We start from the raw sequence: 19,973 nt of genomic DNA on the forward strand, positions 1-19,973 counted from the left end.
AGGGTCACAGCCATGCGTAGAGGGATCCTGACCGGTGTCGCCTGGATCGTGGCGGTTCTCCTGGCCGGATGCGGGACCACCCCCTCCGCCGGCGGGCCCTCCGCGAGCGCGACGGCGGCTCCGGCGGACAAGTCGCTCATCCTGGCCACCACGACCAGCACCCAGGACAGCGGGCTGCTCGACGAACTGCTGCCGGTGTTCACCCGCGAGAGCGGCTGGCAGGTCAAGACCGTGGCGGTCGGCAGCGGTCAGGCCATCGAGCTGGGGCGGCGCGGGGAGGCGGACGCGCTGCTGGTGCACTCGCCGGAGGCGGAGGAGAAGTTCGTCGCCGAGGGAGGCGCAGGCGCCAGGAGGCTGGTGATGCACAACGACTTCGTGCTGCTCGGCCCGAAGGCAGACCCCGCCGGCGTACGGGGAACGAGCAGCGCGGACGCGATGAAGAAGATCGCCGACGCCAAGGCGGTGTTCGTCTCGCGAGGCGACGAGTCCGGCACGCATGCCAAGGAGAAGGGCCTCTGGACCCAGGCCGGCGTGACGCCGGGCGGCTCCTGGTACCAGTCCACCGGCCAGGGCATGGGCGCGACGCTGCGGGTCGCAGGGGAGAAGGCCGGCTATGCCCTGTCGGACCGGGCCACCTACCTCAGCCAGCGCGACTCCCTGGAGCTGGAGGTGCTCAGCGAGGGCGACCCGGGCCTGCTGAACGTCTACCACGTCATCGAGATGACCCAGAAGGCCGGCAGCAGGGTACGGGCAGACGGCGCGAAGGCGTTCGCGGACTGGATCGTCTCCCCGGCCGCGCAGCGGCTCATCGGCGAGTTCGGGCGGGCGACGTTCGGCCGGCCGCTGTTCACCGCGGACGCCGGCAAGGACGAAGCGAAGCTGGGCGAGTGAGCACCGTCCGGGAGGCCGCTTTATGGACGTGCTGTTCGACGGGTTCGTGGACGCGATCAAGCTGCTGCTCTCGGGGGACGAGGACAGCTGGTCGATCATCGCGCTGACCCTGCGCGTCTCGTTGACGGCGACCGCGATCGCCCTGCTGGTGGGGCTGCCGCTGGGCGCGATCGTGGCGCTGGCCCGCTTTCCCGGCCGGCGGGTGCTGCTGGCGGCGGCCAACACGGGGATGGGCATGCCGCCGGTGGTGGTCGGCCTTTTCGTGACCGTGCTGCTGTGGCGCAGCGGGCCGCTGGGCGGGCTCGGGCTGCTCTACACGCCGACCGCGATGATCATCGCCCAGGCCGCCATCGCCACTCCCGTCGTGATCGCGCTGGTCGCGGCGGCGCTGCAACAGGTCGATCCCGACTTCCGCGTACAGATGCAGGCTTTGGGGGCGAACCGGGTGCGGGCGTTCGCGGCGCTGCTGGGTGAGGCCAGGCTGCCGCTGTTCGCGGGGACGATGGCCGCCTTCGGGGCGGTGGTGAGCGAGGTCGGGGCCGCGCAGATGGTCGGGGGGAACCTGGTCGGGCAGACCCGGGTGCTCACCACCGCCGCGGTTCTGGCTACCAGCCGGGGGCAGTTTTCGCTCGCGATCGCGTTCGGGCTCATTCTGCTGGTGATCGCGTTCGGCGTGAACCTGACGCTGACCCTCGTCCAGCAGCAGCGGGCAGAGCCACGATGAGCGGCCGGGATGCTGGAGGTGCGGTGGGCGGCCCGAGCGCCGGGGGTGCGATGAGCCGCCGGGAAGCCGAGAGCGGCCGGAGTGCTGGGATCGGGTGTCGGGACCTGTGTGTGCGTGCCGGCGACCGCGAACTGCTCAGCGTGCCCGAGCTGGACGTCGCGTCAGGACGCACGCTGGCCGTGCTCGGCCCGAACGGAGCCGGCAAGTCGACCCTGCTGCGCGCGCTGGGCCTGCTCAGCAGCCACCGTGTCAGCGGGCGGATCCTGCTCGACGGCCGTCCCGCGACCAGGCCGCTGATGCGCCACGCCATCGCGGCCGTGCTGCAACGCCCGATCCTGCGCCGTGGCACGGTCGCCGCCAACGTGATCAGCGGGCTGCGGTTCCGCGGGATGAGCCGGCGCGAGGCCCGGCTGCGCGCGTGGCCGTGGATGGAGGCGCTCGGCCTCGTCCCGTTCGCCGACCGGGACGTCCGCGGCCTGTCGATCGGCGAGGCCCAGCGGGTCAGCATCACCCGCGCGCTCGCGGTCGGGCCCAAGGTGCTGCTGCTCGACGAGCCGTTCACCGGGCTGGACAGCACCACCCGCGCCGACCTGATCGCCGACCTGCGTGCCGCGCTGAGCGGGCGGCCCACCGCCACGATCATGGTCACCCACGACCGGCAGGAGGCGCTCGCCCTGGCCGAGGACACCGCGCTGCTGATCGGCGGCCGCATCCGCCAGCACGGCCCGACCACCGAGGTGCTCGACCATCCCAGCGACGCCGACACGGCCCGCCTGCTCGGGTACACGAACCTGCTCCCGCCGGCGCTCACCGGCCGTCCCCATCCGCTCGTGGCCCGGCCCGAGCACACGCATCTCATCCTCGATCCGCCCGACTTCGTCGCTGGTCAGGGCGATGATGACGTACGGCCGGTGGCCGGGACACTGCGTCGTACGGTCGCGCTCGGCATCGCCACCCGGGTGGACGTCGACACCGTGGCCGGCTCGCTGACCTGCCTGCACCCCGGCGATCTGCTCGGTGGTTCGCTTCCTCCGGTCGGGGGAGACGTCCGCGTACGGGTCCGGCAGGCACGGGCACTGGACGGTGCCGATGGGAACGGGTGGACGGCGGGTGTCAGGTCTGATGCCCCGCATCCTGAGACCAGGCGTCGCCCTGGGTGATGAGGCCGCGGAGGGGGCCTCGGTGTGGAGTGGGTCAGAGGTTGCCGAACCAGCCGGGGGTGTCCAGGCGCCACGGGTTGCCCGGCGTCATCGTGCGCAGGTCGGCTTCCAGGGCGTTCATGCGGTCTTCGCCCAGTTCGTCGGCCCAGCGGGCGCGCAATGTGTCGAAGATGCGGGCCGAGCGGTTGAGGGCGTCCACGCCGTACGGGGTGAGGCGGACGATCTTGCGTCTGGTGTCGCGGGCGTCCGTGGTGCGTTCGACGTAGCCGATGCGTTCCAGAGTGTCGATGGTCTTGCCCGCGGCCTGTTTGGAGACGCCCAGCGTACGGCCCAGCTCGACGGCAGTGGTGCCGTCCGGGCCGATCGCCTGCATGACGAAGCCGTGCATGGGTCTGATGTCCGGATGGCCCTGCCGGGCGAGCTCGGCGTGCAGCTCGTCGATCAGCATCCGGAACGCGAGCAGCAGGCGCAGCGGCAGTTCGAAGCCATGACTTGACACGATAGACAACCTGGTTAACTATATGGACAACGTGGTTGCCTACCTTAGGGGGTATGCGGCATGGCCGTCATCCATGCGGCTGAGGCGCGGCGGTCGGAGACTCCAGGCGGGGTCATGACGACGCTCGCCTCGCCGACGCAGGGAGGGGCCTCAAGGGCCCTGTGGAAGGTCGAGGCCAAGCCGGGCGCCGAGGGGCCCGTGCACGACTTCGATGTGGAGCAGGTGTGGAGCTGGGTCGCCGGAGCGGCGACGGTCGAGCTGGGTGGGGAGCGCTTCGAGGTGACGGCCGGTGACACGGTCGTCATGCCCGCTCGTACGGTGCGGCGCGTCCTCGCCGACCCCGCGACCGGCTACACGGCCGTCGTCACCGCCGCGGCCGGGGCCCGGGCGTTCACCGCCGACGGCACCGAATACGGCGTGCCGCCGTGGATCGCGTGAGAGGAGCCGCCGATGTCCGTAGTACGTGAGTGACATCCGTGGGCCGAGGTGCGCTGGTTCGCCACTCCTGGGTTCGGGCGTCCCGTAACTCATGAGGTCCGGTTCGCGCATTGGTGGCGATGCTCTCGGAAAAGCTGGGCCGTGGGTCAGGTGTGGGGAAGGCGGTAGGTGTCGTCGGGAAGGACTTCGGCCAGGCCGTCCGCGATCAAACCGTCCAGGGCGCGTTCGCGTTGCGGGGCGTCGTCCCACACCGCGTCGAGCGCCGCCTTCTGGACCGGGCCGTGCGCGTTGCGCAGCACTTCGAGCAGGCGGCCGCGGCACTGGCGGTCGGTGCCCGCGTACGTCTGGCCCTTGCGCGGCGGGCCCGCGTGCGGTGGCTTGCCGGCCAGCCGCCACGCGCACACGTGGGTGATCGGGCAGTCGGCGCAGCGGGGCGCGCGGGCCGTGCACACCAGGGCGCCCAGCTCCATCACGGCCACCCCCCACCGGGCCGCGCCCAGCTCGGGCAGCAGCGCCTCGGCCAGCCGCCGCTCGGCCGCCGAGGTGGCGGTCGGCGGGTATTCCTCGGCACGCACCGCCCTGGCGAACACCCGCCGCACGTTGGTGTCGAGCACGGCGTGCCGGCCCCCGTAGGCGAAGCTGGCGACCGCGGCGGCGGTGTATTCGCCGATGCCGGGCAGCGCCAGCAGGGTCTCGTGGTCGGACGGCACCTCGCCCCCGTGCTCGTCGGTGATGGCCTTGGCGCAGGCGTGCAGGCGCAGGGCCCGGCGCGGGTAGCCGAGGCGGCCCCAATGGCGGACGGCCTCGCCGGGCTGCTCGGCCGCGAGCGCCTTGGGGGTGGGCCAGCGTTCCATCCACTCGTGCCAGATGGGCAGGACGCGGACGACCGGGGTCTGCTGGAGCATGATCTCGCTCACCAGCACCCCCCACGGCGTCGCGTCGGGGGCACGCCAGGGGAGATCGCGGGCGTTGTCCGCGTACCAGTCCAGAACGGCGGTGTGCAGGAGGTTCGGCTCGACCACGCGGTCAAGGGTATTCCGTGATGGCCAAGACTCGGCGTGTCGTCACTCACCGTCGCTGACCCGTCACCAGACTTGGTGTATGGACCCGGATACGATGCGTGGCGACGGCGGTGACATCTACTGGCGGCGCCGGATGAGCCTTCTGGTGGCGGTGCTCGTCGTGGTGGCCGTTGTGGCGTGGGCGTGCTCCAGCGGCAGCGGCCCGGAGCGCTCGTCCAGCGCGCAGACCTCGCCGAGCGCGAGCGTCAGCGCCACGCCCTCCGTCGACCCGCTGCTCGCGGGGCTGCGTACGCTCGCCATGGGCACGGCCAGCCCCACGCCCTCCACCCCCACCCCGAAGGCGACGCCCACCCAGCGGCCCAGGCGGCCGGGGGAGCCGTGCCCCGAGCAGGACCTGGTGCTCAGCCTCCAGGGCGGCAAGGAGCAGATCTACCCGGGCGACTCCCGTCCCAGCTTCATGGTCACGCTGGTGAACACGGGCACGGTCATGTGCACCGCCGACGTGGGGCCGCGGGCGATGGAGATCCGCATCACCTCGGGGGCCGACCGCATCTGGTCCACGGCCGACTGCGTGAGCGGTGAAGGTACGGAGGTCAGGCAACTGCAGCGGGGAGTTCCGTACGTAAGGTCGCTGGAGTGGGACCGGCGGCGGTCGAGCTCCGACTGCCGGGCCACCCCGTCGGTGGCCTTGCCCGGGACGTACGTGGCGACGGTGCGAATGGGGAGGATGCGCAGCACCAAGGGGGTCTTCCACCTCCGCTGAGCAGGCGGAAGGGGGAGTCAGACGTAGCGTTCGAGGATGGAGGACTCGGCGAGGCGGGACAGGCCCTCGCGGACGCTGCGCGCCCTGGACTCCCCGACGCCGCCGACCGCCTGGAGATCGTCGATGCTGGCGGCCAGCAGCTTCTGCAGGCCGCCGAAGTGGTTGACCAGCCGGTCGACCACCGTCGCGGGCAGCCGGGGGACCTTGGCCAGCAGGCGGAAGCCGCGCGGGCTGACCGGGCTCTCCAGTTGGTCGCTGCCGGTGTGGCCGAGGACGCGGGCGACGACCGAGAGGTCGAGGAGCTCGTTGCCCGACAGCTTGTCCAGCTCGTGCAGGGCTTCGAGCAGCCGGCGCTGGCGGCGGCCGGCCGGGGCGGGGAGGTAGTCGCGGATGACCAGCTCGCGCTCGGAGTCGACGCCGGCCACGAGCTCGTCGAGCTGCAGGGAGAGCAGCCGGCCGTCGGTGCCGAGCTCGACCACGTAGCCCTTGATCTCGTCGGAGATGCGGCGGACCATCTCCAGGCGCTGCGCCACGGCGGCCACGTCTCTGACCGTGACCAGGTCTTCGATCTCCAGGGCCGACAGGGTGCCGGAGACCTCGTCGAGGCGGTGCTTGTAGCGTTCGAGCGTGGCCAGGGCCTGGTTGGCCTTGGACAGGATGGCCGCCGACTCCTCCAGGACGTAGCGGATGCCGTCGAGGTAGAGGGCGATGATGCGCATCGACTTGCTGATGGCGATGATCGGCAGGCCCGTCTGCAGCGCGACGCGCTGCGCGGTGCGGTGGCGGGTGCCGGACTCGTCGGTGGGGATGGCGGGGTCGGGCACGAGGTGCACGGCCGCCCGGACGATCTTGTGGTCGCCGCTCACCACGATGGCGCCGTCCATCTTGGCCAGCTCGCGCAGCCGGGTGGCGGAGAAGTCGACGTCGAGCATGAAGCCGCCGCTGCAGACCTCTTCGACGACCTCGTTGTAGCCGAGGACGATCAGCCCGCCGGTCTGTCCGCGCAGGATTCGCTCCAGGCCGTCGCGCAGAGGTGTGCCCGGCGCCACAGCGGCCAGGGCTTCGCGACGGCGGTCGTCAAGACTCCTGTCCACCTGACCCCCGTGTCGATCGGTCACCTCAGCTTAGCCGTGCTCATGTGACGTGTGTGAGTGCGTCCCAGACGTTCTCCGCCTGGACCACCTCGAACCCGGGCGCGAACGCCACCGGCCCCACCGGCACCAGAGCTCGCTGCCCGGCACGTCTGCGACCGGCCTCTTCGAGGGATCCGGCGGGCACGAGGGCGCGCTTGAAACCCAGGCGCGCGGCCTCGGTCAGCCGCCTGCGCACGTCCTTGACCGGGCGCAACTCGCCCGCCAGCCCCACCTCGCCCAGCGCCACCAGGCCGGAGGGCAGCGGCTTGTCGCCGGCGGCGCTGGCGACGGCGAGCATCACGGACAGATCGACCGCGGGATCGGACAGTTTGATGCCGCCGACCGTCGCGGTGAACACGTCGCAGCCGCCGAGCCGGGCGTTGAGCCGGCGCTCCAGCACCGCCAGGATCATCTGCACGCGATAGGTGTCGAGGCCGGATGAGGTGCGCCGGGGCTGCTGGGCGTCGGTGCGGGCGACGAGCGCCTGCACCTCGGCGGGCAGCGGACGGGTGCCCTCGACGGTGACGGTGACGCAGGTGCCGGGGACCGGCTCGCTGCGCCGGGAGACGAACAGCCCGCTCGGGTCGGTGATGCCCTCGATGCCGCGCTCGTGCAGGTCGAAGCAGCCGACCTCCTCGGTCGGGCCGAACCGGTTTTTGATCGCGCGCACCATGCGCAGCCGGGAGTGGCGGTCGCCCTCGAAGTTGAGCACCACGTCGACGAGGTGCTCAAGGGTGCGGGGGCCGGCGATGGAGCCCTCCTTGGTGACGTGGCCCACCAGGACGGTGGCCATGTTGCGCTCCTTGGCCATCCGGACCAGGTTGGCCGCCACCTCGCGCACCTGCGTCACCCCGCCCGGCACGCCGGTGGCCTGCGCGGAGCCGATCGTCTGGACCGAGTCGACCACCAGCAGCCGGGGCTCCACCTTCTCCACGTGGGCCACCAGGGCCGACAGCTCGGTCTCGGCGGCGAGGTAGAGCCGGTCCTGGATCGCGCCGATGCGGTCGGCCCGCAGGCGCACCTGGGCCGCCGATTCCTCGCCCGTCACGTAGAGGACGGTGTCGCGCTGGGCGATGCGGGCCGCGGCCTCCAGCAGGAGGGTGGACTTGCCGATGCCGGGCTCGCCGGCCAGCAGCACCACCGCGCCCGGCACCAGCCCGCCGCCGAGCACCCGGTCGAGCTCGGCCACGCCGGTCGTGCGGGCGGTCGCCAGCTCGGCCTTGACCTGGCCGATCGGCAGCGCGGGCGCGGTGGTCGCGCCCGCCTGCACGACGTTGACCCCGGCGCGGGCGCCCTCCTCGTCGACCGTGCCCCACGCCTGGCACTCGCCGCACCTGCCGACCCACTTCGTGGTGCGCCACCCGCACTCGGCACAGCGGTATCCGGGCTTCTGGGCTGTCTTGGCCATGCCGAGCAGGCTAGCGGCTCGGGCCGACAATCTTCGAGAGAGCGGATCCGCGGGCGGCCATGTCGGGCACGCGGCGGCCTATGCCAGGCCCAGCTCCGAGACGAGCATGCGCTTCGGCTTGGCGCCCACGATCTGCTTGACCGGCTCGCCGTTCTCGAACAGCAGCATCGTCGGCACGGCCATCACTCCGTACCTGGCCATGATCTCGGGGTTCTCGTCGGTGTTGAGCTTGCCGATCGTCAGGCCGTGCTCGGCCTCGATCTGCTCCAGCACCGGCCCGACCATCCGGCACGGCCCGCACCACTCGGCCCAGAACTCGACCAGCACCGGCTTGTCGTTCTTGAGCACCTGCTCCTCGTAGTTGTCCGTGGTCAACGTGATCATCTTCATCCCCTCACAAAGCAACCTGGGCAGGACTGGGCGAGCTGGGCGGCCACCTCGGCGCGGCGGGCGAGCAGGACCCGGATCTCCTGGTCGATCTCGGTCAGCTTGCGCTCGTAGACCTCGACCGACTCGGCGCACGAGCCGCCCGTGCTGTGTCCCCGGCGCAGGCAGTCGACGAACGGCCTGGTCTCCTCCAGCGTGAAGCCGATCTGGAGCAGGGCCCGGATCTCGGACACCAGCCGGACGTCGTCCTCGGCGTAGTCGCGGTAGCCGTTGGAGCCGCGGCGGGCGCGAAGGAGCCCGTGCTGCTCGTAGTAGCGGAGCGAGCGGGTGCTCACTCCGGTGCGTTCCGCCAGCTCACCGATGCGCATGCGTCCACGGTAAACGTTGACGCCTGTGTCAAGGTCAAGCGATGAAGTACGGCGTTCGCGGTCGTGGTCAGAAGTAGCGCCAGCGCAGGACGTTCGGGTAGGCCAGCTCAAGACCGGTCGTCTCGGCGATGGCCTGCTCCGCCACCTCGGGCGTGAACTCGATGCGCAGCACCGCCTCCAGGTCCGCGCGCCGCCGGAACGTCATCCGCAGGTCGAGCGGCCGGCGCTGCCAGCCCTGCCGGTCCCAGAACGCCTCGACCTCGCGGACGGAGTAGGTGGGCACCGTACGGGAGAACCAGCGGCCGAACGACCCCCGCGCCGCGTCGAGGTCGAGGACGAAGGCGGCCCCGCCACGGCGGACGACCCGGGACAGCTCGCGCAGGCCGGGCTCGCAGCCGGGCCCGAAGAAGTACGCCCACCGCGCGATGGCCACGTCCACCCCCGCGTCAGGCAGCGGCAGGTCCTGGGCCGCCGCGGCGTGCACGCTGACGTTGGGCAGGTCCGCGCAGCGGCGGCGGGCGAGGGCGGCCAGGTCTCCGTGCGGCTCCACGCCGATCACTTCGGCGGCCTCGGCGGCCAGGACAGGCAGGTGGTAGCCGGTGCCGCAGCCGATGTCCAGCACGGTGGCGCCGCCCCAGGGGCGCAGGGCGCGCATGGCCGCGTCGGCCGCGCCGTCAGGATCGACGGCGCGGTTCTCCAGCTCGTAGATCTGGGGGGTGTTCCAGATGTTGGGGCTGGGGATCGCGCCTTTCGCTATCCGGGACATGCCACCACCGTAGAGGCACCTCCGTCCTCGATGAGACGCTGAGACACGGCTCACCACGGGTGGCCGCGCGCCAGATCGCCTTCTCCGGCTTAGGCTGGCAATGTGGCTGATGTCATCCGCGTGCCCAGCGCGAAGATCGCGTTGAGCACCGCTTCGGTATATCCGGAACGCACTCCCGATGCGTTCGAGCTGGCCGCGCGCCTGGGATACGACGGCGTAGAGATCATGGTCGGCGCCGACCCGGTGAGCCAGGACATCGACGTGATCGAGCGGCTGTCCGAGCACTACCAGGTGCCCGTGCTGGCCATCCACGCGCCCTGTCTGCTGGTGACCCAGCGGGTTTGGGGCCGTGACCCGTGGGCAAAGCTCGTCAAGGCGCAGAAGGCGGCCGAACGGCTGGGCGCCTCCACGGTCGTGGTCCATCCGCCGTTCCGCTGGCAGCGTGACTACGCCCGTGACTTCGAGACCGGGCTGGCCAGGATGCGGGATGAGACGGATGTCGCGTTCGCGGTGGAGAACATGTTCCCTTTGCGGGCCAGGGCCAACGACGTGGTGCCCTATTCACCCGACTGGAATCCGATCGACTACGACTTCCCCCAGGTCACGCTGGACCTGTCACACACGGCCGTCTCGGGCTCCGACGCCATGGAGATGGCGGTCAAGCTCGGCGACAGGCTCGCGCACCTCCATCTCGCCGACGGTCTCGGCGTGACGAACAAGGACGAGCACCTGGTGCCCGGCAGGGGCAACCAGCCGTGCGCGCCGATGCTGGAGCGGCTGGCCGGCAACGGCTACTCGGGGCTCGTGGTCCTGGAGATCAACACCCGGAAGGCGGCCAGCCGCACCGAACGGATCGACGATCTGGCGGAAGGGCTGGCCTTCGCCAGGTTGCACCTGGCGGCTTCTAGATGATCCTGGTGGCAACCTCCATGAACGCGGCAACCACATGAACGCAGGGCCGATCAAGGACCTGGGCAGGACCTTCGACCGGGTGGCGGACGCGTACGACGAGGGCAGGCCCGGCTACCCCGACGAGGTCTACCGCGCCCTGGGCGAGGTGAGCGGCGTCGACCTCGACGGCGCGACCGTGGTCGACGTCGGCGCGGGCACCGGCATCATGACGCGCGGCCTGAGGGCGCGCGGCGCCCGGGTGGTGGCGGTTGACCCGGGCGAGCCGATGCTGGCGCACCTGGTGTCCAGGAGCCGTGCCGACGAGCAAGCAGGCGGAGGCGAGGGCGCGCCCGTGGCCGCCGTGCTGGCCGACGGCAACGTGCTGCCCCTGGCCGGCGAGACGGCCCAGCTCGTGATGTACGCCCAGTCGTGGCACTGGCTGGACCCCGTCCTGTCGATCGACGAGGCGCGGCGGGTGCTGCGGCCCGGCGGCGCGATCGCGGGCTGCTGGAACTTCCACCACGCCTCCCAGGCCGAGTGGCTGGCCGCCTATGAGGCCCGGCTGGCCGAGGCGGTTCCGACCTACTGGGGGCCGGCGGTCGAGGAGTGGTCGGTGCCGCCGATCGCATCGGCCTTCGAGGTGGTCGAGGAGCGCTGGATCCCCTGGACCAGGCTGGTCGGCATCGAGCACTTCCTGCTCGACCTGCGCTCCCACTCCTACATGGCGGCGCTGTCCAAGGAGCGGGCCGACGAGCTGGTCGACCGGCAGCGGGTGGAGCTGCGCGCGGCGTTCCCCGAGGGCGTGCTGTCGGTGCCGATGCGGGTCTACCTGGCGGTGGGCCGGTGAGCGGTACGCCGGCGAAACGGCGGCCGGGGCGCAGGCCGGGCTCGGCCGACACGCGCGGCGAGATCCTCACGGCGGCCAGGAGGGTGTTCGCCGAGAAGGGCTTCGACAAGGCGACCGTGCGCGGCATCGCCAGGGAGGCCCAGGTCGACCCGGCTCTCGTGCACCACTACTTCGACACCAAAGAGGGCATCTTCACCGCGGCGATGCAGCTGCCGATCACCCCTCAGGACGTCATCCCGCTGCTGCTCGAAGGCCCGCGTATGGAGATCGGCGAGCGGCTGGTGCGCATGATCCTGCGCGTCACCGCCTCGGCCGAGACCCGCGAGCCGATGGTGGCGCTGATCCGCTCGGCGATGACGAACGAGCAGGCGGCGGCGATGTTCCGCGAGTTCATCTCCAACGCCCTGCTCTACCAGGTGGCCGACCGGCTCCAGGTGCCGCACCTGCGGGTCGAGGCGGGCTTCGCGCAGATGTTCGGCGTGATCATGGCGCGTTACGTGCTCAGGCTGGAGCCCATGGCCAGTGCCACCCATGACGAGCTGGTGGTGTTGCTCGGCCCGACCCTCCAGCGCTACTTCGCGCCCGAAGGGCCAGATTAGAGCATTGTTCTGGAGGCGGCGATGACCTTAGGGTATGTCACGTGACCCGTTGAAGTTACTCACGGGTAGGATCGGGTGAACGCCTGATCGGCGGGTCACCGTACGCTGACAGCCAACGTCGTCTGTGGGAGGATCCCGTGCTCTGGGTAGCCATCGTCGGGCTCGTCATGACCATCCTGGCGGTGGCCGTGGCCGGCCGCAGAGTGATGTTCCTCTACCGGCTCGCGACCGTGGGCCCACCCGCTCCCGAGCGGATCGACTACGCCAAGGCGCACGCGGGCGACGAGATCAAGGCCCAGCTCGTCGAGGTGTTCGGCCAGCGCAAGCTGCTCAAGTGGACGCCGTCGGGCGTGGCCCACTTCTTCGTGATGTGGGCGTTCTTCATCCTGCTGACCGTCTACATCGAGGCGTACGGCGCCATCGTTCAGGGCGCGATCACCGGCACTCCCGACTTCCACATCCCGCTCATCGGCACCTGGGGCGTGCTCGGCTTCCTCCAGGACTTCATCGCCGTGGCGTGCGTGCTCGGCCTGATCGCCTTCGCCGCCATCCGGATCAAGAACTCGCCCAAGACGCTCGGCCGCGACTCCCGCTTCTCCGGCTCGCACCTCGGCGGCGCCTGGCTCGTCCTGTTCATGATCTTCAACATCATCTGGACGCTGTTCCTGGCCAGAGGCGCGGCCGCGGCCAACGGGAACTTCCCCTACTCCTCCGGCGCGTTCGTCTCGCTCGCGCTCGGCGACGCGCTGCCGGCCAGCCCGCTGCTGGAGGAGATCGCGCTGCTCCTGCACATCGGCTTCATGCTGGTGTTCCTGGTCATCGTGGTCAACTCCAAGCACCTGCACATCTTCACCGCGCCGATCAACGTGCTCTTCTCCCGCCGCCCCGACGGCCTCGGCGGCGCGCCCGAGATGCGCGTGGACGGCAAGGCGGTCGACTTCGAGGACGAGGACCTCGACCCCGAGCGGCTCGGGCGCGGCAAGATCGCCGACACCACCTGGAAGGGCTTCCTCGACTTCTACTCCTGTACGGAGTGCGGCCGCTGCCAGTCCCAGTGCCCGGCCTGGAACACCGACAAGCCCCTGTCGCCGAAGATGCTCATCCTCGACCAGCGCGACCACGCCTTCGCGGTGGCCCCCTACCTGCTGGCGGCGGCCGACGGCGTCGAGCACAAGGACACCGACGTGCTCGCCCTGCTGGAAAAGCCGCTGGTCGGCGAGGAGGGCGTGATCCACCCCGACGTGCTCTGGTCCTGCACCAACTGCGGCGCCTGCGTCGAGCAGTGCCCGGTGGACATCGAGCACATCGACCACATCCTCGACATGCGCCGCTACCAGGTGATGGTGGAGTCGTCGTTCCCGTCCGAGGCGGGCGTGATGGTGAAGAACCTGGAGAACAAGGGCAACCCGTGGGGCATGTCCGAGATGAAGCGGGCCGACTGGATCGGCGAGCTCGACTTCGAGGTCGAGGTCGTCGAGGACAGGATGCCTGAGGACGCCGAATACCTGTTCTGGGTGGGCTGCGCGGGCGCGCTCGAAGACCGGGCCAAGAAGACCACCAAGGCGGTCGCGGAGCTGCTGCACATCGCGGGCGTGAAGTTCGCGGTGCTCGGCCCGATGGAGGCGTGCTCCGGTGACCCGGCGCGGCGGCTGGGCATGGAATACCTGTTCAACATGCTCGCCCAGCAGAACATCGAGACGCTCAACGAGGCGGGCGTGAAGAAGATCGTGGCCACCTGCCCCCACTGCTTCAACACCCTGGCCAACGAATATCCGCAACTCGGCGGCACGTACGAGGTCGTGCACCACACCCAGTTGCTGTCGAAGCTGGTGGACGAGGGGCTGCTCACCCCGGTCACGCCGATCGAGGAGAAGATCACCTACCACGACCCGTGCTTCCTCGGCCGCCACAACAAGGTTTACTCCCAGCCGCGCGACATCATGGCGAAGGTGCCCGGCGTGCAGACCCAGGAGATGCACCGCCACAAGGACCGCGGCTTCTGCTGCGGCGCCGGCGGCGCGCGCATGTGGATGGAGGAGCGCATCGGCAAGCGCATCAACACCGAGCGGGTGGACGAGGCGCTGACCACGAATCCTGACACGGTCTCCACCGCGTGCCCGTTCTGCATGGTGATGCTCGGAGACGCGATCAACGAGAAGAAGAACAACGGCGAGGCCAAGGAGTCGCTCGAAGTCGTGGACGTCGCCCAGCTCTTGATCAAGTCGGTCAAGGGCGCTTCCTGACCGTCGTCAGTCGGACTCCTCCACACCAGTTGTGGAGGAGTTTCGCATGTCAACGGGTGTGGCTGGGAGAAATCCAGCATCCACATAACGGGAAAATCACGGTAACCTCAACGTCGCATGGCTCTATTCGACGGGGAGGGGGCTAGTGATGGGCGTCGTCGTCACGGACGCCGAAGTCACCCTGGCCGACGTACTCTCCTTGCGGCTAGCCATCGACGAACCTCTGGAAGACGGCACCGAACTCGTTCTCAGGCATCGCACCACGGGGGTGGAACGCGACGTGCTGCTCCGAACGTCACGCGCTCGGGCGCGTGAGGCCACGCTGTCGGTCTCGCTGGAGCCACTGGACCTCAGCACCGGGCGCTGGGACGCCTATCTGCGCCGTGACGGCAAGCGCAGCAGGCTGCGCAGCGTCGATCCCGGCTTCTCGCTCGACCACCTCGACGCGTACGCGCTGTGCAAGCGCACCCTCGCCTACCGCTCCTACCGCACCCGCAACGGCTTCCTGGCGTTGAAGATCTCCGACGCCGAGCCGGTGGCCGAGGTGCGCTCCATCTGGTTCAGGGAGGGCCGTTTCGAGGTGATGGGCCTGCTGGCCTACACGGGGCTGGAGGACGACGACACCCGCCACGAGGCCACGCTGACGCTCGACCGCCGGCTGACCGGGGCCCACCTGTCGGCCACGGCCACGGTCCAGGGCGTGCGCTTCCACGCGGCCGTGTCGCTGGTGGACGTGCTCGCGGCCGGCCACGAGGAGGCCGCAGAAGGCTCGGGCACGTGGGAGCCCGCGCTGGAGGTCGAGGGCGTGCCCACGCCACTGCGCCTCGGGGCCAGGCTCGACGACGTGGACGGCAAACGCCGCCGGCTGCACTATCCGTCCTCCCGGGTGGACGGCGTGCTCATCAGACCCTGCTACACCGCGGACGACGAGCTGCGGATCGAGGTCGGCGGATGAAGGTCAGCCTCGTCCTCACCTCCGCGTACGCCATGCGCGGCGACGTGCGCGCCACGCTCAACCTGGCCACCGCGCTCGCGGAGCGGCACGAGGTCGAGGTCATCAGCATCAGGCGGCAGAAGGAGAAGCCGTTCTTCCCCGTCGGGCCCAAGGTGGTCATGCGCAGCGTCGTGGACGCCAGGCCGGGGGTCAGGCACCTGCTGCCGCGTGGCCAGGTCCGTACCGAGGTGGCGCTGTGGCGGATGTTGCGCAACCTCAGGTGCGACGTGCTCATCACGACCAGGCCGGGGCTGAGCGTCCAGGCGGCCAGGCACGCGCCGCGCGAGACCATCAAGATCGCCCGTGAGTGGGGCAGGCCGTCGGTGCCCGGGCCCGTGCAACGCCTCTACCCGCGTCTGCAAGCCGTCGTGACGGCCACGGAGTCGGCCCAGGAGGACTGGGTCAGGCTGCTCGACGTGCCGGGCGGCGGCGGGCCCGTCGTGCACAGCGTGCTGGACGCGCTGCCGCGTGGCCCGTGGCCGCGCTCGCGGATGGACAACAGGATCGTCGCCGCCGGCGGGCGGTGGGTGCCGGTGAAGGCGTACGACCGGCTGATCAGGGCGTTCGCGATCGTCGCCGACAAACGCCCCGACTGGCGGCTGCGGCTGTACGGCGGCGGCCCCGAGGAGCGCCGGCTGCGTGCGCTGGTGCGCGAGCTGCACCTGCACAACCACGTCTACTTCATGGGCATCACCCCCGACCTCGCGGGCGAGTTCGCCAAGGCGTCGATCGTGGCCAACCCCTCGCGCGGCGAGGACCTCGGCATGACGGTGCTGGAGGCCATGGGGTGCGGGGTGCCCGTGGTGGCCTTCGACGGGGCCAGAGGGCCCAGGGAGTTCGTCGCGACGGGCTACAACGGGGTGCTGGTGCCCGAGTCCGAGAGCGACCAGCAGCTCTTCGCAGGGGCGCTGCTGGCGCTGATCGACGACGAGCGCAGACGGCGCTCGCTCGCGGCGGGGGCGCTCGACACCGCGGTGCGTCATTCGGCCGACGAGGTGGCCGAGCAGTGGGAGAAGCTGATCGACGGGCTCCGCTGAGCGATACCTTCTCCGGGTACCGTAGAAGCATGCATGGGTACAGCGGGGACAAGCAGGCATATCTGACGCGCCTGCGACGGATCGAGGGGCAGATCAGAGGTCTGCAGCGCATGGTCGACGACGACGCCTACTGCATCGACGTGCTCACCCAGGTCTCCGCGGCGACCAGGGCCCTGCAAGCGGTGGCGCTCGGGCTGCTGGAGGAGCACATCTCCCACTGCGTGGCCGACGCGATCAACACCGGCGGGCCGGAGGCCGAGGCGAAGGTCAAGGAGGCCTCGGCGGCGATCGCCCGGCTCGTCCGCTCGTAGGTGCGGCTGTCGTCCGAAAGTCGGATCGCCCGGCGGTGGATTGACTAGTTATGTGAAACCCCGGAAACCGGTGTTCCCGACTCCTTTGGAGCCGGGAACTAGGTCCCCGGGGCTAGTAATCGTTGGTCCTTCAGCGGCTCGCCGAAGTCCGCAATCCGAGCGCGTCGTCGAGTTCGTCCAAGGTCAGCCGCCGCTCGCTGACAGCCACGGCCGTGAGCACCTCGGCGTAGAGCGCAATCTCGTCCAACGCGACACGGTCGTGGACCCGAGAGTCCAGGTCGTCGTGCCCCACCGCGTCGTCCTTCCTTCCGCAGCCCACACCCTCTACGAGGTTACGGCGGAGACTCTGCGGGCGACATGGCCCATCGGAGTCATTCCTTTCAGCGCCGCGGGGGCCCCTCGGGGATCATTTCCCGAAGCCGAGATCACAATTCAGCTAATTGACTGTTATCAGAAGTGTTAGAACGATATAGGGGAGGTAAGGTGGAAATATCGGTATTTGTGGTTTAGATGTGACCTGTGTGATGGTCGTCGCGTTCATGAACGATCTTTCGTACGAGTGCCGACTGGCTCGCCAGCCCCCGCTCGGGCACCTTGGCCCCCGTCAGCCGCCCCCACGCGAGCCCCATGGCGTAGGCCGCCCCCAGCACCGCCGCCGCGCTCGCCCGGTCGGGCGGCGTCACCTCCAGCGCCGGCTCGGGCGCGAGCCCGCCCGTACGGGCCGGGAAGCCGTCGGGCTCCGTCGAGTCGGCCGCGGACGTCCCGACCCGCCCCGCGCGGGCCAGCTCCTCGTACGCCATCCGCAGCCGATGATCCAGCCGCCCCGGCAGCATCCGCCTGGAGTCGGACAGATCGGCCAGGAACGTGGCCGCGGCCGCAGGCGGGTCCGGCATGAAGGACAGCGCGTCGACGAGGTCGTACACGGTGTGCGAGAAGTGCGCCTCGGCGTCGTTCTCCACCAGCAGCGCCCGGCACAGCCGCGCGGGCACCCGCTCCAGCCACGCCTCGCGCAGCGCCGCGTCCTCCCCCTGGAAGTCCCCCTGGGAGTCGGCCCGGGAGTCCCGTGACCGGCCGTGCGGGCCGGTCAGAGAGCCGTTCCCCGCAGCGTCCTGGTACGCGCTGTGCAGGCCGCTGGTGAACTCGCCGCGGAAGTCCTCCGGCCTGGCCGTGCGCAGCATCGGCTCGACCATCGTGAGCAGCGCCAGCGCCCGCGGCCTGAACCGGGTGTCGAGCAGCAGGATCTGCGCCGCGTCCGCCATCACGGCGGCCAGCCGCAGCGCCGCCCGCGAGCGCCCGGCCCGCAGCCGCTCGGCCACGAGCGTGACGAGGTCGAGCAGCGGCGGCGCGGGCAGCCAGCGCACCCACTCGTCGCCGGGCAGCGGGCGGCGCAGGTATTCGCCGAACACCGTGATCAGCCGCTCGTTGCCGTCGAAGGCGGGCGCGTAGGCGCACCACATGATCGTGCCCCAGACGGCCGCCACCGTGCTGGGCACGTCGGAAGCGAAGATCTCGCCGAACGCCGTCAGCGGGTAGTCCAGCTCCGACTTGCGCCCGCTCGCGCGGAGCAGCAGCCTGAGCTGCTCGGTGAGGCTCTCGGGCACGTCGGGGCCGACGAACGCCTGGGTGGAGCCGGGCTCGGCGTGGAAGTCGTGGCCCTGCGGCACCACGGCGGCGGGCAGGGTCGTCGTCGCGTGCCCCACCTGGCGCGCGCGTACGCGTCTGGCCGGCGGAGCGAGGTGCCAGCGGCCGTCGGCCGGGTCGAGCAGGTGCCAGCGCGCGTGGGCGCCGAAGAGCCACCGGTCGCCATCTGGGGTCACAAGTATTCTGGCGGCCAGGACGTGGGCACGATCGGGCAGGGGAAGACGCTGCCAGCGTGGGTCCGCGACCATGGCACGGACCTCCGCCTCCGCGGCGGTGAACGCATCCCAGGGTGGCACGGCGGTCATCGTACTGGTGGTACTCGGATCATCCATCGGCTTTTCACGGCACAATGTCCGCTATGAGGGCGAAGGTAGCAGGGTTGTCGGTGGTCGTTTGTGTGCTCTCCGGTTGCGGGACCACAGCGGTGCCGCAGCCGACGCTCACGGGTCCCGGCATCCTCACGCTACAGAACGCCAGTCCGCCGGCGCCCGGCGGGGAGGTGGGTGAGGCGTCGACGGAGTTCGACGACGCCGCCGACCTGTCGGCGTGGACCAAGCTGAGCGAGACCGAGAAGGACGTCGACCGCATCGCCAAGTACGACGTCGACAAGACCGTGAAGGGCTCGATGTACTTAGAGCCCAAGACCTCGGCCTGGTTCGACGGCTTCCGCGGGCCCTTCGTCTACCAGGACCTGGCCGGCGACATCGTCATGCACGCCCGGGTCAAGGTCACGGGCAGGAGCGGCAGCGGGTGGCCGAAGCGCAAGTTCTCGCTCGGCGGGCTGATGGCGCGCCAGCCCGGCTCGTACGCCAAGCCCAACTGGGTGTCGGTCGCCGTGGGCACGGGCGAGAAGAGCGGCCAGGTCGAGGTGAAGTACACCCAGGACGGCAGCTCCAAGCCGCAGGAGCTGGCCGTCAAGAGCGGCTGGGTCGAGCTCGCGCTGGCCAGGGTGGGCCGGGTCTTCGTCGCCCTCTACAAGGAGGACGGCGGCGCGTGGAAGGTGGGCCGGCGCTGGCCGTCCACCCTGCCCGACGTGCTGCAGTGGGGGGTGACGGCCTACACCGACTGGGACAGCTACAGCCTGCTCAAGAAGGACGCCACCAAGGGCAACGCCAAGCAGGTCACGGGCACGCCCGACCTCAAGCTCACGGTCGACTTCGTCCGCTTCCTGCGGCCCGAGCTGCCCGAGTACGCCGACCCGCTCAACACCGCCTCGGTGTCGGACGAGGTGCTCATCAAAGCGATGACGCCTGCCGGTGCCTGATCGCCTTGGCCATGTAGTTGTCCGGGGTCCTGGCGAAGGAGTCGCGGTCGTCGTCGGTGAGCTCGCGCACGATCTTGCCGGGCACGCCGGCGACCAGCACGCCCGCGGGGATCTTCTTGCCGGGGCCGACGAGCGCTCCGGCGGCCACGAGCGTGCCCGCGCCGATCCTGGCGCCGCCCAGCACGATGGCGCCGATGCCGATCAACGAGCCCGACTCGACGTGGGCGCCGTGGACCATGGCCTTGTGGCCCAGGCTCACGCGGTCCTCCAGGATCGCGGGCTCACCCGGGTCGGAGTGCAGACAGGACAGATCCTGTACGTTGCACTCCTCGCCGACCTCGATCCGCTCGTCGTCCCCCCGGAGAACGGAGCCGTACCAGATGCTGGATGCCCGGCCCACGCGTACGGCGCCGACCACGACGGCGCCGTGGGCGATGTACGCATCGGGGTGTATGTCGGGCACTGCTCCGTTGTCCAACGCTGCTATGTACATTCGAGACATCGTAATTCCAGCTCGGGGTATGGCGTTCGGGTTGCGGACGTGGGCAGATGGCAGGAAAGTCGTTTCCTGACGTCCCGTTGCCAGA

General features: G+C 70.4%; 22 protein-coding genes and 1 pseudogene. 13 read left to right on the forward strand and 10 right to left on the reverse strand.

What is annotated here, in order from left to right:
* Positions 1–12 precede the first annotated feature (12 nt).
* The 3 genes and pseudogenes from ABFX54_RS00430 to ABFX54_RS00440 form a co-directional block, all read left to right on the forward strand.
* Positions 13–891, forward strand: a complete 879-nt coding sequence (locus tag ABFX54_RS00430) for an ABC transporter substrate-binding protein (protein ID WP_346100826.1) — start codon at positions 13–15, stop codon at positions 889–891.
* Positions 892–913: 22 nt separating this feature from the next.
* Positions 914–1,615, forward strand: a complete 702-nt coding sequence (locus ABFX54_RS00435) for an ABC transporter permease (protein ID WP_346100827.1) — start codon at positions 914–916, stop codon at positions 1,613–1,615.
* 134 nt (positions 1,616–1,749) lie between these two features.
* A pseudogene (locus ABFX54_RS00440) lies at positions 1,750–2,775 on the forward strand (ABC transporter ATP-binding protein); the annotation flags it as partial.
* Positions 2,776–2,809: 34 nt separating this feature from the next.
* Here the strand turns inward: ABFX54_RS00440 and ABFX54_RS00445 are convergent.
* On the reverse strand, positions 2,810–3,274 hold the full coding sequence (locus ABFX54_RS00445) for a MarR family winged helix-turn-helix transcriptional regulator (RefSeq protein WP_346100829.1): 465 nt from the start codon (positions 3,272–3,274) through the stop codon (positions 2,810–2,812).
* Between the two features lie 60 nt (positions 3,275–3,334).
* Here ABFX54_RS00445 and ABFX54_RS00450 point away from each other — a divergent pair, with 60 nt between their 5' ends.
* On the forward strand, positions 3,335–3,712 hold the full coding sequence (locus ABFX54_RS00450; RefSeq protein ID WP_346100830.1) for a cupin domain-containing protein: 378 nt from the start codon (positions 3,335–3,337) through the stop codon (positions 3,710–3,712).
* Positions 3,713–3,858: 146 nt separating this feature from the next.
* Here the strand turns inward: ABFX54_RS00450 and ABFX54_RS00455 are convergent, their stop codons facing one another.
* Positions 3,859–4,734, reverse strand: a complete 876-nt coding sequence (locus tag ABFX54_RS00455; protein ID WP_346100831.1) for an HhH-GPD family protein — start codon at positions 4,732–4,734, stop codon at positions 3,859–3,861.
* Positions 4,735–4,813: 79 nt separating this feature from the next.
* On the opposite strand from ABFX54_RS00455, the gene ABFX54_RS00460 reads away from it, so the two are divergent.
* On the forward strand, positions 4,814–5,497 hold the full coding sequence (locus tag ABFX54_RS00460) for a hypothetical protein (RefSeq protein WP_346100832.1): 684 nt from the start codon (positions 4,814–4,816) through the stop codon (positions 5,495–5,497).
* Positions 5,498–5,514: 17 nt separating this feature from the next.
* Here ABFX54_RS00460 and disA read toward each other — a convergent pair whose 3' ends face one another.
* The 5 genes from disA to ABFX54_RS00485 all read right to left on the reverse strand — a co-directional run bounded on the left by disA (position 5,515) and on the right by ABFX54_RS00485 (position 9,559).
* Positions 5,515–6,591 (reverse strand): DNA integrity scanning diadenylate cyclase DisA, encoded by a 1,077-nt coding sequence (disA, locus tag ABFX54_RS00465; protein ID WP_346100833.1) that lies wholly within the window; start codon positions 6,589–6,591, stop codon positions 5,515–5,517.
* A 40-nt stretch (positions 6,592–6,631) separates the two neighbouring features.
* Positions 6,632–8,038 carry a DNA repair protein RadA gene (gene radA, locus ABFX54_RS00470; RefSeq protein ID WP_346100834.1) on the reverse strand — a complete coding sequence of 469 codons (1,407 nt, stop codon included), beginning with the start codon at positions 8,036–8,038 and terminating at the stop codon, positions 6,632–6,634.
* Positions 8,039–8,116: 78 nt separating this feature from the next.
* Entirely contained in the window at positions 8,117–8,422 is a 306-nt protein-coding gene (gene trxA / locus ABFX54_RS00475) for a thioredoxin (RefSeq protein WP_219912102.1), read from the reverse strand.
* Between the two features lie 2 nt (positions 8,423–8,424).
* Positions 8,425–8,793, reverse strand: a complete 369-nt coding sequence (locus ABFX54_RS00480) for a MerR family transcriptional regulator (protein WP_346100835.1) — start codon at positions 8,791–8,793, stop codon at positions 8,425–8,427.
* A gap of 67 nt (positions 8,794–8,860) precedes the next feature.
* The gene (locus tag ABFX54_RS00485) at positions 8,861–9,559 is read right to left on the reverse strand and encodes a class I SAM-dependent methyltransferase (protein WP_346100836.1); all 699 of its coding nucleotides are present in this window, start codon (positions 9,557–9,559) and stop codon (positions 8,861–8,863) included.
* Between the two features lie 102 nt (positions 9,560–9,661).
* On the opposite strand from ABFX54_RS00485, the gene ABFX54_RS00490 reads away from it, so the two are divergent.
* The 7 genes from ABFX54_RS00490 (at position 9,662) to ABFX54_RS00520 (ending at position 16,481) form a co-directional block, all read left to right on the forward strand.
* On the forward strand, positions 9,662–10,471 hold the full coding sequence (locus ABFX54_RS00490; RefSeq protein ID WP_346100837.1) for a sugar phosphate isomerase/epimerase family protein: 810 nt from the start codon (positions 9,662–9,664) through the stop codon (positions 10,469–10,471).
* A gap of 34 nt (positions 10,472–10,505) precedes the next feature.
* Positions 10,506–11,297: a class I SAM-dependent methyltransferase gene (locus ABFX54_RS00495; protein ID WP_346100838.1), complete on the forward strand. Its 792-nt coding sequence runs from the start codon at positions 10,506–10,508 to the stop codon at positions 11,295–11,297.
* A complete protein-coding gene (locus tag ABFX54_RS00500) occupies positions 11,294–11,896 on the forward strand; it encodes a TetR/AcrR family transcriptional regulator (RefSeq protein ID WP_346100839.1) in 603 nt (200 codons plus the stop codon). The genes ABFX54_RS00495 and ABFX54_RS00500 overlap by 4 nt, the downstream gene beginning before the upstream one ends.
* 137 nt (positions 11,897–12,033) lie before the next feature.
* The gene (locus tag ABFX54_RS00505; RefSeq protein ID WP_346100840.1) at positions 12,034–14,139 is read left to right on the forward strand and encodes a (Fe-S)-binding protein; all 2,106 of its coding nucleotides are present in this window, start codon (positions 12,034–12,036) and stop codon (positions 14,137–14,139) included.
* A 148-nt stretch (positions 14,140–14,287) separates the two neighbouring features.
* Entirely contained in the window at positions 14,288–15,094 is an 807-nt protein-coding gene (locus tag ABFX54_RS00510; protein WP_346100841.1) for a hypothetical protein, read from the forward strand.
* Entirely contained in the window at positions 15,091–16,170 is a 1,080-nt protein-coding gene (locus ABFX54_RS00515) for a glycosyltransferase (RefSeq protein WP_346100842.1), read from the forward strand. Before ABFX54_RS00510 ends, ABFX54_RS00515 begins: the two co-directional genes overlap by 4 nt.
* A gap of 29 nt (positions 16,171–16,199) precedes the next feature.
* Positions 16,200–16,481 (forward strand): metal-sensitive transcriptional regulator, encoded by a 282-nt coding sequence (locus ABFX54_RS00520; RefSeq protein WP_080044376.1) that lies wholly within the window; start codon positions 16,200–16,202, stop codon positions 16,479–16,481.
* 130 nt (positions 16,482–16,611) lie between these two features.
* Here the strand turns inward: ABFX54_RS00520 and ABFX54_RS00525 are convergent, their stop codons facing one another.
* The gene (locus ABFX54_RS00525; protein ID WP_020540796.1) at positions 16,612–16,773 is read right to left on the reverse strand and encodes a hypothetical protein; all 162 of its coding nucleotides are present in this window, start codon (positions 16,771–16,773) and stop codon (positions 16,612–16,614) included.
* 214 nt (positions 16,774–16,987) lie between these two features.
* Entirely contained in the window at positions 16,988–18,427 is a 1,440-nt protein-coding gene (locus tag ABFX54_RS00530; protein ID WP_346100843.1) for a hypothetical protein, read from the reverse strand.
* 194 nt (positions 18,428–18,621) lie between these two features.
* Here ABFX54_RS00530 and ABFX54_RS00535 point away from each other — a divergent pair, with 194 nt between their 5' ends.
* Positions 18,622–19,386 (forward strand): DUF1349 domain-containing protein, encoded by a 765-nt coding sequence (locus ABFX54_RS00535; protein ID WP_346100844.1) that lies wholly within the window; start codon positions 18,622–18,624, stop codon positions 19,384–19,386.
* Here the strand turns inward: ABFX54_RS00535 and ABFX54_RS00540 are convergent.
* Complete coding sequence (locus ABFX54_RS00540; protein ID WP_428834472.1) at positions 19,358–19,879, reverse strand: gamma carbonic anhydrase family protein; 522 nt, start codon at positions 19,877–19,879, stop codon at positions 19,358–19,360. The two genes, ABFX54_RS00535 and ABFX54_RS00540, sit on opposite strands and share 29 nt — an antisense overlap.
* Positions 19,880–19,973 lie beyond the last annotated feature (94 nt).

Source organism: Nonomuraea maheshkhaliensis, from assembly GCF_039529435.1.
Classification (GTDB): Bacteria; Actinomycetota; Actinomycetes; order Streptosporangiales; family Streptosporangiaceae; genus Nonomuraea; species Nonomuraea maheshkhaliensis.